Origin of the sequence: Providencia sp. PROV080 (genome assembly GCF_033688105.1) — a bacterium.
In the GTDB taxonomy this organism is placed as follows: Bacteria; Pseudomonadota; Gammaproteobacteria; order Enterobacterales; family Enterobacteriaceae; genus Providencia; species Providencia zhejiangensis.
Genome location: NZ_CP096346.1, coordinates 666,588 through 683,246 on the forward strand (window position 1 = coordinate 666,588; position 16,659 = coordinate 683,246).

Sequence of the window (16,659 nt, forward strand, 5' to 3'; positions counted from 1 at the left end):
TTGCGTTACTCCAAAATAATTAAGCTACAGGTAAAGAGAATGTGACTTTAACGATTGTTCCACCTTGTGCTCTCGGAATTATGTCACATTTACCATTAAGGCTAAGTGCCCTCTCTCTCATAATAATTAAACCGTAATGGTTTTGTTTATCGGGTGTAGGGCCTATTCCTTCACCATTATCTTCGATTGAAATCGTGACAATTCCCGAATCTTGTTGAAGGGTGACTTGTGCCCAGTTTGCATGAGCGTGCTTAAGAATATTACTCAGTGCTTCTCGGATTATCTGTATAATATGAATAGATTGGTGTGGCGAAATACTCTTCGCTGGCAGGTGGTAATTTAATAAAACAGGGAAGCCCATTTTTTGGCTAAATTCATTGATGGTATTTTCTAATGATGGGAGTAGCCCAGGTTCAGTGAGCTTTAATCGGAATGTCGTTAATAATTCTCTAAGCTGGCTGTATGCGGTATTAATTTCATTTCGCATTTCACTCAGCAATTGTTGATGTTTTTCAGGTAGCGACTCTGGCTGCATTTGTAGATAGCTAATTTGCATTTTTAGACAAGAAAGTGATTGCGCTATCGAATCATGTAATTCTCTTGCAATAGCAGAGCGTTCATCCATTATTAATAGCTGCTGCTGTTGTTCAATTTGATGTTCCATCGCTAGCATGCCTGATATTTGTTTTACGAGCATGAGAACTAAATTATTCTGTTCGTCAGAAAGCGTCTCATTTGCTTCAATTTCGGCCACGATGACACCATAGCGGTGAATATTATCAGAGAGCTCCCATGATAACGTCTTAGGATGATAGAGGTTATCTTTTGGATTAGACAATGTATCTTCAGAGTGAGCGCTGTTTGATGAGCTGCAAATTTCATGAAAGTAGGTTTCATTGCTATCTTCATAGAGCCTTAAACTCAAATTTTTTAATATTGTGATATCTTTAAGTTCACTGAGTACTCTGCCTAGTCGAATGTCGAGAGGTTCTGCGGAATGAAGTATTTGGTTTGATTGGTAAAGGTAAGACAGTACTTGGTTTTTATTACGTAAGTCTGCTGTTTTTTCGGTAACTCTCTGTTCAAGTTGATGATAGCTTTGTGCTAATTCATCTGACATTTGGTTTAATGTCAGCCCTAATGCATTCAATTCATCTTGTTTATTGTTATTTGGATAGCGTTGACTAAAATCTTTTTGTCCAATCGCATTCGCCATTGTGAGTAGCTTCATCCATGGATAATAAATTTTGCGTCTTAAGTGCCAAATAGTGGCCATTAATAATAAAAAGACTAAGCCAATAAAGATCATTTGTGTCATCGCCACATAAGCAATTTTTCTTTCTGTTTTTTCATCGATATTATGAACAAGCTCATCAAGCATATTAACAAAGGCAATGACCTCATATCGAGCATCATTGGGAGTGAGCGCTTTATTTAGGGCGGGACGCAAAGTGTGTAGCCAAAAGTCATATAATTCTGAAAACTGAGTGGTTAAATCTTCAGATTTGATGACTTGTGTTAATTCTGGGCTAGATAAATCATTTTCTAGAGCGTTAAGGTATTCTTCAGAGTGATTATTTAAGGGAATTAAAGAGAGTAAGCGGTAACTTTGCATGCGAAGCGAACCTGATTTATTAATCGCATGCGCATTGCCTTGTACACTAATAATCATACGATTTGAAATCGTCATGCCAATAATACCCAGCACGGCAATAAGTAGCATCAGCCCAATAACTTGGTTGATGATCGAAAATCGACGATGAAATGCCGGCATATTCACTTCCTTCAAAATAACCTCGCAACCTACTTTTCATAATGATTATATTGTTCAGAGATTGCGTCAATTTACATATACCACTTCAGGGTTAACTCTAAATTTCCTTCCTATAGGATAGCGCAAATATCTGGATAAAAGTAATTTATATAAATCTATTTTTATCTTTAATATTTATAGAGTTAACTAAATATACTTCTAATACCTCTCTAGGGGGGTGTTTATATAGTGTGCAAAATTTAACTTGAGTGTCTCTTGATTTAGATCAGTCTGATGGATGCTAAATGGACACAAACTGACCTCAGAAATGCGATTTATTGGGGTGAGTTATGTCTCAACAAGAAAATGTTAATACACAGACAAAACAGTCAGGTGCAATTATTCAGGATTGGCATCCTGAAGATACTCAGTTTTGGCAGAAAACAGGACAGCGAATTGCCAATCGAAATTTATGGATTTCGATTCCTTGTTTATTACTCGCTTTTTGCGTATGGATGTTATTTAGTGCAGTAGCCGTTAATCTAAATAAAGTCGGTTTTAATTTCACTACAGACCAATTATTTTTATTAACAGCGCTTCCTTCTGTTTCCGGTGCTCTTTTACGTGTGCCTTATTCATTTGTAATACCTATTTTTGGTGGTCGTCGTTGGACTGCAATCAGTACTATTTTTCTTGTTATTCCTTGTATTTGGTTAGGATTTGCGGTTCAAAATCCGGCTACACCTTATAGTGTTTTCGTCATTATTTCACTGCTATGTGGTTTTGCTGGGGCAAACTTTGCTTCTAGCATGGCAAACATTAGCTTTTTCTTTCCTAAAGCCCGCCAAGGTGGCGCTCTTGGACTTAATGGTGGCCTCGGTAATTTAGGGGTTAGTGTCATGCAGCTAGTGGCTCCTTTTATTGTCGGGATCGGCGTGTTCTCCTTTATGGGGGGAACAGGTACACCACAAGCGGATGGCTCGGTATTATGGTTAGAAAATGCAGCATGGATCTGGGTGCCTTTTCTGCTGTTTTTCACCGTCATGGCTTGGTTTGGCATGAACGACTTAGCCGCGAACCGCGCATCGTTAAAGGCTCAGCTTCCTGTATTAAAACGTTGCCATCTCTGGATACTCAGTTTTCTCTATCTCGCAACCTTTGGTTCTTTTATCGGTTTTTCAGCCGGTTTTGCGATGCTTTCTAAGACGCAATTCCCTGATGTCGTCATCTTACAATTTGCTTTCTTTGGCCCTTTACTTGGTGCGCTTGCTCGTCCAGCGGGGGGCATGTTGTCCGATCGTTTCGGTGGCGTAAAAGTCACTATTATCAACTTTATTATAATGGCGATTTTTTCGGGATTGCTGTTTTTCACCTTGCCTGAACAAGGCCAAGGTGGGTCGTTTATCGCATTTTATGCGGTGTTTATGGTGCTGTTTTTGACGGCTGGGTTGGGTAGCGGTTCGACTTTCCAAATGATCGCGGTTGTGTTTCGTAAATTAACCATTGACCGCGCATACGCGCAAGGAGCAACAGAAGAAGAGGCTCAAAAACAAGCCGTGACAGAAAGTGCTGCTGCATTAGGTTTCATTTCAGCCATTGGCGCGATTGGTGGCTTTTTTATTCCTAAGGCTTTTGGGACTTCTTTAACACTGACGGGTTCACCTGCTGGTGCGATGAAAGTTTTCTTCGTGTTTTATGTCTCCTGTGTGTTCATCACATGGTTAGTTTATGGACGTAAACACAAATAATAACAATCAATAAAGACGATTTTAGCAATGTACGGCGCCTGCCGGCGTCTCTTTGGAGGCAATCCGAATGAGCAAATTTTTAGACCGATTTCGTTATTTTAAGCAACTTGGCGAAACATTTTCAGGTGATCATGGACAAGAGCTGAATGTTAACCGCGATTGGGAAAATGGTTACCGTAGCCGTTGGCAGCACGATAAAGTCGTGCGTTCCACGCATGGTGTTAACTGTACAGGGTCATGCAGTTGGAAGATATATGTTAAAAATGGCTTGGTAACATGGGAAACCCAACAGACAGATTACCCGCGTACACGACCTGATTTGCCTGATCATGAGCCAAGAGGGTGCCCTCGTGGGGCAAGTTACTCATGGTATCTGTATAGTGCTAATCGCGTGAAATACCCGATGGTGCGCAAACGTCTATTAAAGTTATGGCGTGAAGCGAAAGCGGAACATCAGGATCCAGTCGCGGCTTGGTCTTCTATTATTAATGATCCGCAAAAAGCTAAAAGCTATAAGCAAGCGCGCGGACGTGGTGGTTTTGTTCGTTCAAGCTGGCAAGAGGTGAATGAACTGATTGCCGCCGCTAATGTAACCACGATTAAGGAGTTTGGCCCCGACCGTATTATTGGTTTTTCACCTATACCAGCGATGTCGATGGTTTCTTATGCATCAGGGGCGAGGTATTTATCGTTAATTGGTGGTGCTTGCCTGAGTTTTTATGACTGGTATTGTGATTTACCTCCAGCGTCTCCGATGACTTGGGGTGAACAGACCGATGTTCCAGAGTCAGCAGATTGGTATAACTCCTCTTACATCATTGCATGGGGTTCTAATGTACCTCAAACACGGACACCAGACGCCCATTTCTTTGCTGAAGTGCGCTATAAGGGCACAAAAACTGTCGCCGTTACCCCAGACTATGCTGAGATCGCTAAATTATGTGACCACTGGTTGAACCCTAAACAGGGTACTGACAGTGCAATGGCGATGGCGATGGGCCATGTCATCCTGAAAGAATTCCATGTGGACCGTCAAGCTGAATACTTCCGTGAATATGTCCGAACTTACACCGATATGCCAATGTTAGTGATGTTGGATGAGCGTGAAGATGGGAGCTATGCTGGTGGTAGAATGTTGCGTGCAGCGGATTTAGTGGGGTCTTTAGGCGAAGAAAAAAACGCTGAGTGGAAAACGATCGCGATTGATGAAGCAACAGGAAAACTGTGCGTACCACAAGGTTCGATGGGCTTTCGTTGGGATGAAAGTCGCAAATGGAATCTTGAACCTCGTAATGCGAAGGATGGGGCTGAGTTTAAAATGCAACTGAGCCTTTCTGAGACCTATGACGAGATAGTTGAGGTTGGTTTTCCGTACTTTGGTGGCTTAGAAAGCGAATATTTTCAACATGTTGAACTGAAAGACATCCTGCTGCATAAATTGCCTGCCAAACGTATTCAACTTGCAGATGGTAAAGAAGTATTGGTCACCAGCGTTTATGATTTACTGCTTGCTAACTATGGTATTGACCGTGGCTTTGGTGATGAAAATTGTGCAGTCGATTACGATGATATGAAAGCATATTCACCTGCTTGGGCGGAGAAGGTGACAGGCGTGAGTCGCCAAAATATCATCCGTATAGCGCGTGAATTTGCAGAAACAGCCGAAAAAACCCATGGCCGTTCAATGGTGATTGTTGGAGCGGGTATCAATCACTGGTATCACATGGATATGACCTATCGAGCGATTATCAACATGTTGGTATTTTGTGGTTGTATTGGGCAAAGCGGCGGTGGTTGGTCTCATTATGTCGGCCAAGAAAAATTACGGCCACAAACAGGTTGGTTACCTCTTGCCTTTGGTTTAGATTGGCAGCGCCCACCTCGCCATATGAATAGTACCTCATTTTTCTACAATCACTCTAGCCAATGGCGTTATGAAACGGTTAGTACCGAAGAGCTATTATCACCACTCGCGGAGAAAAAAGCGTTTAGTGGCAGCCTGATTGATTTGAATGTGCGTGCGGAGCGTATGGGATGGTTACCCTCTGCCCCACAATTAGGTATTAACCCGATCACTATCGCGAAAAAAGCTGAACAAGAGGGATTGTCGGCGGTGGATTATACCGTGAAGCAGCTTAAAGCAGGGAACATTCGTTTTGCTGCCGAGCAGCCTGATAATCCACAAAACTTCCCGCGTAACTTATTTATTTGGCGCTCTAATCTTTTAGGCTCTGCCGGTAAAGGGCATGAATATTTATTGAAATATTTATTAGGTACTGAAAATGGTATTCAAGGGCTTGATTTAGGGCAGCAAGGTGGCGTGAAGCCAGAAGAAGTTGAATGGGTTGATCAAGCAGCGGAAGGGAAAGTCGACTTAGTGGTCACGCTAGATTTTAGAATGTCTAGTACCTGTTTATTCTCGGATGTCGTTTTACCAACAGCTACGTGGTATGAAAAAGATGATATGAATACCTCGGATATGCATCCTTTTATTCATCCATTATCCGCAGCAGTTGATCCCGCTTGGGAATCTAAGAGTGACTGGGAAATCTATAAAGGGATTGCTAAAGCATTCTCTGAGGTGTGTGTTGGTCATTTAGGCAAAGAAACCGATATTGTGACATTGCCTATTCAACATGATAGCGCCGCTGAAATGGGACAACCTTTTGATGTGCGTGACTGGAAAAAAGGTCAATGTGAGTTGATCCCAGGAAAAACCGCGCCGCATCTTATGATGGTCGAACGTGATTATCCATCTATTTATGCACGTTACACATCATTAGGCCCTCTAATGGATAAACTGGGTAATGGTGGTAAAGGGATCAGTTGGAATACACAAGATGAAGTCGATTTCCTGAAAAAACTGAATAAAACTCAACCAAGCGGGGCTAATCAAGGGCGGCCGAAGATCGACACGGCAATTGATGCCGCTGAAGTGATCCTAACTTTAGCTCCAGAAACGAATGGTCAGGTTGCCGTTAAAGCATGGGATGCGTTAGGAAAAGTGACTGGACGTGACCATACTCACTTGGCCCGCTATAAAGAAGATGAAAAAATCCGTTTCCGCGATATTGTCGCACAGCCACGTAAGATCATTTCTAGTCCAACATGGTCTGGTTTGGAAGATGAGCATGTGTCTTACAATGCGTGTTATACCAACGTTCACGAAATGATCCCTTGGCGTACTTTAAGTGGCCGTCAGCAATTGTATCAAGACCATGAATGGATGAGAGCCTTTGGTGAAAGTCTTGTGGTCTATCGTCCACCGATTGATACGCGTGCAGCTCAACCTCTAATGGGAAAAAAACCGAATGGTTTCCCAGAAAAAGCGCTGAACTTTTTAACACCGCACCAAAAATGGGGGATCCATTCAACTTATAGCGATAATTTGTTGATGTTAACGCTGGGTCGAGGCGGACCTATTGTGTGGCTAAGTGAGGAAGATGCTCGTCAATTAGGGATTAAAGACAATGATTGGGTTGAAGCTTTCAACAGTAATGGTGCGTTAACCGCTAAAGCTGTTGTCAGTCAGCGTATTCCTGATGGCATGATCATGATGTACCACGCTCAAGAGAGACTGATCAATCTACCTGGATCAGAAATCACTGCGCAACGCGGGGGGATCCATAATTCTGTAACCCGTGTCTGCCCTAAACCGACTCATATGATTGGTGGGTATGGGCATCTGGCCTATAGCTTTAATTATTACGGTACTGTGGGTTCTAACCGTGATGAGTTCGTGGTAGTGCGCAAAATGAAGCAGGTTGACTGGCTTGATGGTGAGCAAGATGGCTATCAGCAGACACTGAGCGGAAAGGAGAAAGCATAATGAAAATTCGTTCTCAAGTCGGCATGGTATTGAATCTCGACAAATGTATTGGCTGCCATACTTGTTCAGTGACCTGTAAAAATGTGTGGACTAGCCGTGAAGGTGTTGAATATGCCTGGTTTAATAACGTTGAAACTAAGCCAGGTATCGGTTACCCCCATAATTGGGAAGATCAGGATAAATGGAAAGGGGGCTGGATCCGTAATATCAAAGGCAAATTAATTCCTCGAATGGGGAATCGAGTCGGGGTGCTCTCTAAGATTTTTGCAAACCCAGATGTACCTGCTCTTGATGATTATTATGAGCCGTTCGATTATGACTATAGCCATCTAAAAAATGCCAAAGAGGGTCAACATATCCCCACGGCTCGTCCGCGCTCATTAATTACTGGGCAGCGTATGAGCAATGTGAATATGGGGCCAAACTGGGAAGATGATCTTGGTGGTGAGTTTAGTCAACGTGCGCATGACAAGAACTTCGACAATATACAAAAAGAGATGTACGGGCAATTTGAAAATACCTTCATGATGTATTTGCCTCGTTTATGTGAACACTGTTTGAATCCAGCCTGTGTTGCAACCTGCCCGAGTGGGGCTATTTATAAACGCTCAGAAGACGGCATTGTTTTGATCGACCAAGACAAATGTCGTGGCTGGCGGATGTGTTTAACGGGCTGTCCATATAAGAAAATCTATTTCAACTGGAAGAGTGGTAAGTCAGAAAAATGTATTTTCTGTTATCCACGTATCGAATCAGGTATGCCAACAGTGTGTTCTGAAACTTGCGTTGGACGTATCCGCTATTTAGGCGTGCTGCTTTATGATGCGGATAAAATTGAAGCTGCGGCAAGTACAGAAAAAGAAACGGATTTGTATCAAAGTCAACGGGATATTTTCCTTAATCCACATGATCCGAAGGTGATTGAAGAAGCGCAAAAGCAAGGGATCCCTTTGAGCGTGATCGATGCCGCTCAGAGATCTCCCGTGTATAAAATGGCTATGGAATGGAAACTTGCTTTGCCATTACATCCTGAGTACCGAACTTTACCAATGGTATGGTATGTGCCGCCTTTATCACCCATTCAATCCGTTGCAGATGCCGGTATGTTAGCGAGCAATGGCGTATTGCCAGATGTTGAAAGCTTACGTATCCCAGTTCAGTACCTTGCCAATTTGTTAACGGCGGGGGATGTTGAGCCTGTTTTATTGGCGCTTAAACGTATGTTGGCGATGCGACATTACAAACGAGCCGAAACGGTCGAAAATCAGTGTGATACCAGTGCGTTAGAACAAGTTGGATTAACGGAAGCACAGGCACAAGAAATGTATCGTTATTTGGCGATAGCGAACTATGAAGATCGCTTTGTGATCCCATCGAGTCACCGTGAGTTAGCACGTGAAGCGTTCCCTGAAGCAAAAGCATGCGGCTTTAGCTTCGGTGACGGTTGTCATGGTAGTGATAATAAAGTGAATTTGTTCAACAGCCGCCGAATTGATGCGATAGATGTGACACCAAAAACACCGCAGGAGAAGACACTATGATCTCATTAAAAGTGATTTCTCGATTACTTGATTATCCAACTGAGGTGTTATGGCAACATCGTGACGAACTGATTGAAGCGTTAGAACAGGCAAATGAATTACCGTTTACGCAGGCTATACAATTGATGATGTTTGTTCGTGAATATCTCAATGAAGATCTTTTAGATATGCAAGCACAGTACTGTGAATTGTTTGATAGGGGGCGATCCACATCCTTATTGTTGTTTGAACATGTGCATGGCGAGTCACGTGATAGAGGCCAAGCCATGGTTGACTTGATGGCGCAGTATCAGCAACAAGGTCTAGCGCTAAATAGTCGTGAGTTGCCTGACTACTTACCCATTTATTTAGAATACCTGACGATCTTAGTACCAGAGCAAACACGTGAAGGTTTGCAAGATATAGCCCCGATTCTGGCGTTATTAGGGGAAAGATTGAAACAGCGACAAAGCCGATTTGGTCTGTTGTTTGATTTATTGCTCTCCCTTTCTGATAGCACGATAGAGACGAGTCAATTACATGGTCAAGTAGCAGCGGAAGCACGTGATGATACACCTGAGGCACTCGATGCTGTTTGGGAAGAGGAGCAAGTGACATTCTTTGCTAATGAAAAAAGCTGTAATAGTGAAGTGACGGCTCATCAGCAACGTTTTGCGAATGCAGTGGTTCCTCAATATTTGAATCTTGATGCAGGCCATAATGCGGGAGTTCAAAAATGAATTTTATCAATCAATTCTTCTTCGATATTTATCCCTATATCGCCGGTACTGTGTTTATTGTTGGTAGCTGGTTACGTTATGACTATGGACAATATAGTTGGCGAGCGGGTTCTAGCCAGATGCTCGACAAGAAGAATATGCGTTTAGCATCGAATCTGTTTCATATAGGAATTATTGGTGTGTTTGTGGGGCACTTTTTCGGTATGTTAACGCCCCATTGGATGTATGAATCCTTCTTACCAATGCATATTAAACAGTTAATGGCAATGGTGGGTGGTGGGATATGTGGCGTCATGGTACTCGTGGGCGGAGCGATGCTCTTGAAGCGTCGCTTAACTAACCCTCGTGTCAGAGCGACATCGTCCTTTGGCGACATTATGATCTTAACTTTATTGGTTGTACAAGTTTGTTTGGGTCTGTTAACCATTCCATTCTCTGCTCAACATATGGACGGGAGTGAAATGTTGAAGCTAGTTGGCTGGGCACAATCCGTGGTGACTTTCCATTGGGGCGCTTCACAATACCTTGACGGTGTTGGAATTGTCTTTAAATTACACCTTGTTTTAGGGATGACACTGTTCTTATTGTTCCCATTCTGCCGATTGGTTCATATTTGGAGCGCGCCGATAGAATATATTTCGCGTCGTTACCAAATAGTAAGAAATCGCCATTAAAAATAGGCAGATAGATAACTGAAAGCCCCCTTTCATGTTCTTGTGTAGGCAACAAATATTGCTAATATAGCGACCCTATATCAAAGATATAGGGTTTTTTTACTTTTAAGCGGTTAAACGATTTTTAGCTTGTTTAATTAACGTGATGAGTAAGACGAGGACAATACCCACGAGCAAGCCGAAAATAAGGTTTGCAACAGGCGGCGTGATGAACTGCATGATTGAACCTATGGTTGGAGTGAGTGAGGCTGCTAAGGCTAACTCTTCAATCCAATTATAGATAATGCTAATACCATGAGTCAGAATTCCACCGCCAACCATAAACATCGCTGCGGTACCTACAATGGATAAGGTCTTCATCAAATAAGGCGTCGCATAAATCAAGCCTTTACCTAGCTGACTTAATAATTTTGCCCTTTTTTTCTGCAAGTAGAATCCGAGGTCATCAAGTTTTACGATACCCGCAACTAGCCCATACACGCCTACCGTCATAACAATCGCAATGATGGATAGAACAATAACTTGATTCATAAATGTTGTGGCGGAAACAATACCCAGTGTGATGGCTATAATCTCAGCAGACAGTACGAAGTCAGTGCGTACCGCACCTTTGATTTTACTCTTTTCAAATGCGGCAAGCTCTTCGGGTGACATTGTGGCTTGTTGTTCTCTTTTTTCGCTTCTGTCTTGGTTTGAATGCAGATACTTATGCATCAGTTTCTCTGCGCCTTCAAAGCACAGATAAGCCCCACCTATCATAAGGAGTGGTGTGACTGCCCAAGGAATAAATGCACTAATCAGTAAGGCAAGCGGAACTAATATCAATTTATTGATAAATGAACCTTTAGCCACGGCCCATACAACAGGGATTTCTCGTTCGGCTCGTACCCCCGTCACTTGTTGGGCATTTAACGCGAGATCGTCACCTAACACGCCAGAGGTTTTTTTCGCGGCCATTTTTGTCATGACGGAGACATCATCTAATACAGCTGCAATGTCATCGAGTAAAGCAAGTAAGCTACTTCCTGCCACAGAGTGATCCTTAATTATCCAATTTAAGATGCATTTAATGTTAATTAGGCTGATATTGCGATAATTAGTTCATCTTTGGATAGGTAAATAAATCTGATTTGGAGAAAATTCATGAAAATGGTCAAACGGAATGTCGTGTCTTTTTAATTATGAATTTTTTATGACAATGGAACCTACTGATCAATTTTCTCTCTAATCATCTAACTTATCTGGTTTAGATTGATGTCGGATATTGTACTTTTAGTCAAATAATGACGGAAAGTGACCCATAGAGGCACTTTCGAATGGAATGGTTTAATAAGGTTATTACATGTCTTCTCAGCCGGTTTTGAGTATTGTTGTTGCCGTTTATAATGGTGAAAAATTTCTTCCTCATTTTTTTGATAGCTTGCTCGCGCAAAACTTAAGTCATTGGGAGCTGATCGTTGTTAATGATGGCTCCACAGATAACAGTGAAGAGGTAATACGCCAGTATCAAGCTAAATTCGCCTGCTTTAAATTACTCACACAAGAGAACCAAGGCGTTTCGGTGGCTCGTAATACAGGGATGGCTCAAGCCGTAGGGCAATACATCACTTTTCCTGACATTGATGATGAAATTAGCCCGAATATGTACGGTCGCCTGTTGGAAATCGCGCTCGCCGGCGATTTGGATGTAGCCACCTGTAATGGCACTTATATTTATACCAATGGAGACGCACCAAAGGCCATTTTCCCGCCTAATAAGGTTCCTTCTACTGGCATAATTAGTGGCCCAGAATGGCTAGAAATAGGCCTAAGTTCACGCAAGTTTTTGCATGTTACATGGTTAAATCTCTATCGTTTAGATTTAATCCGTCAACACAATTTCACGTTTGAACCTAAGCTACATCATCAGGATATTCCTTGGACGACGGAACTCTTGCTGGTGGCGAAGCGCGTTCAATTTATCAACGAACAGTATTATGAGTATTTAATTCATAACCAATCAGTTTCTCATTCCCTGACAGGGGATGAACGCTCTGTTCGCAAAATTAATACTTACTTGAAAATCATTGATATGTTACTCGACATATACAAGCGCTACCCAGAACAAGTCAAACAAGCCCCTTCCTGCTTGTGGCAAGTCGGTAAAGAAGGCCTCGGCATCACTCAAGCATTACTTTCCATTCAGTCACCTGAAATCCAACGTGATATGACACGAATGTTCTTTGAAAAAGGTTATTGGAACGTGATTTGGTCTCATGCAACGACGGTAAAATTAAAATGGCGGTTGATTCGTCGCTACAGCAAACTAAAAGCCATCGCTAAATAATTATTTAAAGGGGGATAGCGATATAAACTCCCCCTTGTCGATGCACTAACTTACTGATGAGACAAACGTTTTAGGGATTCAAAGAATAATTTCCATAAGCCATCATTATCTAATTGTGTCGCGACTTGTGTATGGCAATCACTGGGCAGTGGGTGTCGAAAATCAGTGACTGTCATGCCGGTGGTTAATGTGCCTTGTAGTTCAATATTCACGGGGGCTTTTTGCGTTTTAATTAATGTGGGATCAATAACATATGCAACAGCGCAGAGATCATGTACTGGCGCGTGCTGATTGGTACCACTGCGTTGACGATATCCGGCAGTGTAGAAGTTCAGCGAGTCCACGACAAACTGGCTGATTGGTGTATTGAGTGCGGCAATATCAGCCATGGTTTTATCCGTTGGTCTTGCTTGATGTGTTAAATCCAGACCAACCATAGTGAGGGGCCAGTGCTCATTAAACACAATGTGAGCAGCCTCAGGATCGATAGCGATATTAAATTCAGCAACCGCAGAACGGTTACCCGTATGATACCCACCTCCCATCAAAACAACTTCTTTGACGAGTTCAACGATTTCAGGCGCCTTTCTCACAGCAAGTGCAATGTTCGTGAGGCCACCAATAGGCACTAGAGTGATCGTTTTCGGTGGATGAGCTTTTAATGTTTCAATGATCAGATCCACGGCATGACGTTGATCAAGAGGAAGCGTCGATTCAGGAAGATGCGTGCCATCCAATCCACTTGTGCCGTGAACTTCGGGAGCATTTTGGATCTTGCGTACTAATGGGCGATGGCAGCCGGCAGCAATAGGAATGTGTTTAGCCCCCGCGAATTCTGTTATTGCTAAGGCGTTACGAGTGACTTTTTCTAACGTTTGATTACCCACGACAGTAGTGATAGCCAGTATATCGATATCAGGGTGTCCTAGGGCCAATAGGATTGCCATTGCATCATCATGGCCAGGATCACAATCTAAAATGATTTTCTTTTGTGTCATTTTCTCTCCTAAAGTCGGTAAGTCTACAGTGAATGGCGGATAAAATAATAAATCATAGTCTCAATAGCAGTAATTCAATAGGTTAGTCGTTTTAATTAAATGATTAACATAAAAAATTTAGGCGGGAAATTTTGTTGATACACCTAGAAATTATAGGGATAGAGATAAATAGTTGGTAACAAATTATTAATACTTTTGGACGATAGTGTGATTTAATTAACATATTAATAACAATAGAATTGAGTTGCTAGGGATAATATGGTTTTTATAGGCTTTGAGTTATGATTTTATCGCTTAGAGCTAATAGCTTATTAATAAGTTAATAACTTTGGAGGCAGAATGGAAAACTATCTGGATAAACTACCTGATGTGATTGATTCTGTTGCAACCAACCAGTTTTATCCCAATTTATTATCTTGGCTATCATCATTTATCGCCTTTGATAATGCGATTGTTTATTCCTTTGAAAAAAATGCCCCACCGCGTTTCCTTTCAAAAGTGGAAAAACGTAATAGTGATAGCGTAAACCGTATCTACCAGCGCGGCGCTTATCTTATGGATCCCTTCTATCAGGAGTTACAGAAAGGGGGCGGTTCACAAGTTTTAACATTACGGGAATTGGCTCCGAAAGGTTTCTATCATACAGATTATTATCTCAATTTTTACCGCAAAACGGGCTGGTGTGATGAAGCTGGGTTATTGCTAGAAATTACCCCAGATAGGCAGCTAGGTATCTTTTTTGGCAATGAAGATGAACCGTTTTTATCTGAAAAATCGACCCAAGCCCCCCTAAAAGAAGCTTTTGAAATCATTCGTAGTATGGCGAAACTGCATAAAGAAGTTTCACCGAATGATGTTTCTCATCATTATCGTTTAGCGGATATGCAGACTCATTTTGGTTTAACGCCAAGAGAGTGTGAAGTCGTTGAGTTGATCCTTGAAGGTAAAGGCTCCCCGCAAATTGCTGAATCGCTATTTATTAGCCTAGGTACGGTAAAAAACCATCGCAAAAACATTTATCAAAAGTTAGACATTCGTTCACAGGCTGAATTATTTAACTTGTTAATGAGCCATCATCATTATTCCTCTTATCGTCATCGTTTATGTTAAAAACTAGGCTCTAAATAGCACTAGATAATTTAAATTATTAATATCAAAACTAAACTTAATCAATTGATTTAAAAATATAAATATTGAATTTTTATTTTGTTGTTTATATCTAAATATTCTACCTGCGTCACAAATGTTAAATTGATGTTTCAAATGTCCCTAAAGGGCTATGTAAATGTTAATTCAAGGTTAAGATAATCAAGGTTATCGAAAGATACTAAACAGGGTATCCATTATGAATAACCAAGTAGAATCATTGACTTATTATGCTGCTACCAAAAAGTATGATCTCCGTTTTCCAACATTAACAGAAGATCTTGATGTGGATGTCGTGATCATTGGTGGTGGGTTTTCCGGTATCCATACAGCGCTTGAGTTATGTGAAAAGGGCATTACTAATATTGCCATTTTAGAAGGGCGCTATTTGGGGTATGGCGGAACTGGGCGCAACGGCGGTCAAGTGATGGCAGGTATTGGCCATGATATTGATGCGATCAAAAAATATGTAGGGAAAGAAGGCTTAGAGACCATTTTTAAATTGAGCAATATGGGTGCAGGGATCATGCGCGACCGTATCGCTAAATATAATATTGATGCCGATTTTTGCAGTGGTTATGCCTATTTAGGTAGTAACAAACGCCAAGAGAAAACCCTACGTAGCTGGTTAAAAGATTTTAAAGCCGTTGATCCAGAGGAAGAAATTGAATTTTATGCAGGATCAGATCTGAAACAGATCATCGGTTCCGATGCCTACACTTGCGGTATAAAGCACATGGGCGGTGGTCATGTTCACTCGTTGAATCTGCTGTTAGGTGAAGCGAAGGCGGTTAGTGAAGTCTACGGTGCAAAAATTTTCGAAAACAGCCAAGTTCTTAATGTCGAATATGGGAACACCGTGACTGTGCGTACGGCAATGGGGACGGTGCGAGCTCAAAAAATGTTGTGGGCTTGTGACTCATTCCTTAACGGCCTTGAACCTACGATTTATCCAAAAACCATTAATACCTATGCTTATCAATTAATGACAGAAGAACTACCTGAAGAGTTAATTGAACGAATAAGTCCTATTCGTGGTGCTTATAGCGATATTCGTCCTGTCATTGATTACTATCGTGTGACCAAAGAAAACAGATTATTGTTTGGCAGTTCAACCCATTTCCTTGAGTACATTCCTTCTGATTTAAAAGCTTGGAATCGCAATTTGATGCTGAAAATTTTTCCATACTTGAAAGATGTCAAAATCGAATTGGCATGGGGTGGACCGATGGCATGTAGTGCTAACCTATTTCCACAAATAGGCTCATTGCCACAGCATAAAAACGTGTTTTATGCGCAAGGTTACTCAGGTTTTGGTGTAACACCGAGCCAGATCGTTTGTAAAGTGCTTGCTGAAGGCATGGTTGAAGGGTCAAGTCGTTATGACTTAATGAGTTCCATTCCTCATGCCAATATTATTGGTAAAGATAAACTTCGTAATGTCATTGTGTCATTGGCGAAAATTGCTCACCAAACTTCGGGTTACTGGCAAGGGCGCCGCTAATCTAAGTATTTCTGTATCATCTTGTTAATTTATAAAAAGGTAACGTCATGATTAGTCCATTATTACTAAATAAGCCACTACCAGAATTACTCAATATTGGCAGTGTTACGAACTTAGGCTCTGTCGTTGTTGAAGGTGACCCGCAAGCAAGCGTTGCGATGATTCATGGTGAACCAACAGATAATTTAACTTGCGGTATTTTCGCCTGTACCAAAGGTAAATTTAAAATGGTTTACCCATTTGATGAAATGGCTACCGTATACGAAGGTTCGGTTAAACTGACCGATGTAAAAACCGGAACAACTGTTGAATACCATAAAGGTGACTCTTGGTTTGCTGCTAAAGGCACTGAAGTCCTGTGGGAGATCACCGCTGAACGTTTTGTTAAGCATTACCTTGCTTGTGTAAATGCATAATTAAC

Annotated in this window: 12 protein-coding genes; 9 read left to right on the forward strand and 3 right to left on the reverse strand. The window is 41.7% G+C overall.

The genetic code is table 11. The features are described from left to right. Window positions 1-19: 19 nt before the first annotated feature. Window positions 20-1,774, reverse strand: coding sequence for a nitrate/nitrite two-component system sensor histidine kinase NarX (gene narX / locus M1F03_RS02855; protein WP_163860652.1), 1,755 nt, complete (start codon window positions 1,772-1,774; stop codon window positions 20-22). A gap of 329 nt (window positions 1,775-2,103) precedes the next feature. On the opposite strand from narX, the gene M1F03_RS02860 reads away from it, so the two are divergent. From M1F03_RS02860 to narI, 5 genes are all read left to right on the forward strand, one after another. Continuing rightward, window positions 2,104-3,501: a NarK family nitrate/nitrite MFS transporter gene (locus M1F03_RS02860; RefSeq protein WP_251465052.1), complete on the forward strand. Its 1,398-nt coding sequence runs from the start codon at window positions 2,104-2,106 to the stop codon at window positions 3,499-3,501. Window positions 3,502-3,568: 67 nt separating this feature from the next. Next, on the forward strand, window positions 3,569-7,330 hold the full coding sequence (locus M1F03_RS02865) for a nitrate reductase subunit alpha (protein WP_251465054.1): 3,762 nt from the start codon (window positions 3,569-3,571) through the stop codon (window positions 7,328-7,330). After that, entirely contained in the window at window positions 7,330-8,871 is a 1,542-nt protein-coding gene (gene narH / locus M1F03_RS02870; RefSeq protein ID WP_247047325.1) for a nitrate reductase subunit beta, read from the forward strand. The genes M1F03_RS02865 and narH overlap by 1 nt, the downstream gene beginning before the upstream one ends. Continuing rightward, entirely contained in the window at window positions 8,868-9,590 is a 723-nt protein-coding gene (gene narJ, locus M1F03_RS02875; RefSeq protein WP_251465055.1) for a nitrate reductase molybdenum cofactor assembly chaperone, read from the forward strand. Before narH ends, narJ begins: the two co-directional genes overlap by 4 nt. Beyond that, window positions 9,587-10,264: a respiratory nitrate reductase subunit gamma gene (narI, locus tag M1F03_RS02880; RefSeq protein ID WP_154624926.1), complete on the forward strand. Its 678-nt coding sequence runs from the start codon at window positions 9,587-9,589 to the stop codon at window positions 10,262-10,264. The genes narJ and narI overlap by 4 nt, the downstream gene beginning before the upstream one ends. Before the next feature lie 105 nt (window positions 10,265-10,369). Here the strand turns inward: narI and M1F03_RS02885 are convergent, their stop codons facing one another. Next, on the reverse strand, window positions 10,370-11,296 hold the full coding sequence (locus M1F03_RS02885) for a DUF808 domain-containing protein (protein WP_163860656.1): 927 nt from the start codon (window positions 11,294-11,296) through the stop codon (window positions 10,370-10,372). A 310-nt stretch (window positions 11,297-11,606) separates the two neighbouring features. On the opposite strand from M1F03_RS02885, the gene M1F03_RS02890 reads away from it, so the two are divergent. Further along, complete coding sequence (locus tag M1F03_RS02890) at window positions 11,607-12,590, forward strand: glycosyltransferase (protein WP_154624925.1); 984 nt, start codon at window positions 11,607-11,609, stop codon at window positions 12,588-12,590. 50 nt (window positions 12,591-12,640) lie between these two features. Here the strand turns inward: M1F03_RS02890 and M1F03_RS02895 are convergent, their stop codons facing one another. Further along, window positions 12,641-13,588, reverse strand: coding sequence for a nucleoside hydrolase (locus tag M1F03_RS02895; RefSeq protein WP_154624924.1), 948 nt, complete (start codon window positions 13,586-13,588; stop codon window positions 12,641-12,643). 339 nt (window positions 13,589-13,927) lie between these two features. Between M1F03_RS02895 and M1F03_RS02900 the strand changes: the two genes are divergently transcribed. From M1F03_RS02900 to M1F03_RS02910, 3 genes are all read left to right on the forward strand, one after another. After that, entirely contained in the window at window positions 13,928-14,698 is a 771-nt protein-coding gene (locus M1F03_RS02900) for a helix-turn-helix transcriptional regulator (RefSeq protein WP_163860657.1), read from the forward strand. A gap of 235 nt (window positions 14,699-14,933) precedes the next feature. Further along, the gene (locus tag M1F03_RS02905; protein WP_154622587.1) at window positions 14,934-16,238 is read left to right on the forward strand and encodes an NAD(P)/FAD-dependent oxidoreductase; all 1,305 of its coding nucleotides are present in this window, start codon (window positions 14,934-14,936) and stop codon (window positions 16,236-16,238) included. A gap of 47 nt (window positions 16,239-16,285) precedes the next feature. Next, complete coding sequence (locus M1F03_RS02910; RefSeq protein ID WP_154622586.1) at window positions 16,286-16,654, forward strand: cupin domain-containing protein; 369 nt, start codon at window positions 16,286-16,288, stop codon at window positions 16,652-16,654. Window positions 16,655-16,659 lie beyond the last annotated feature (5 nt).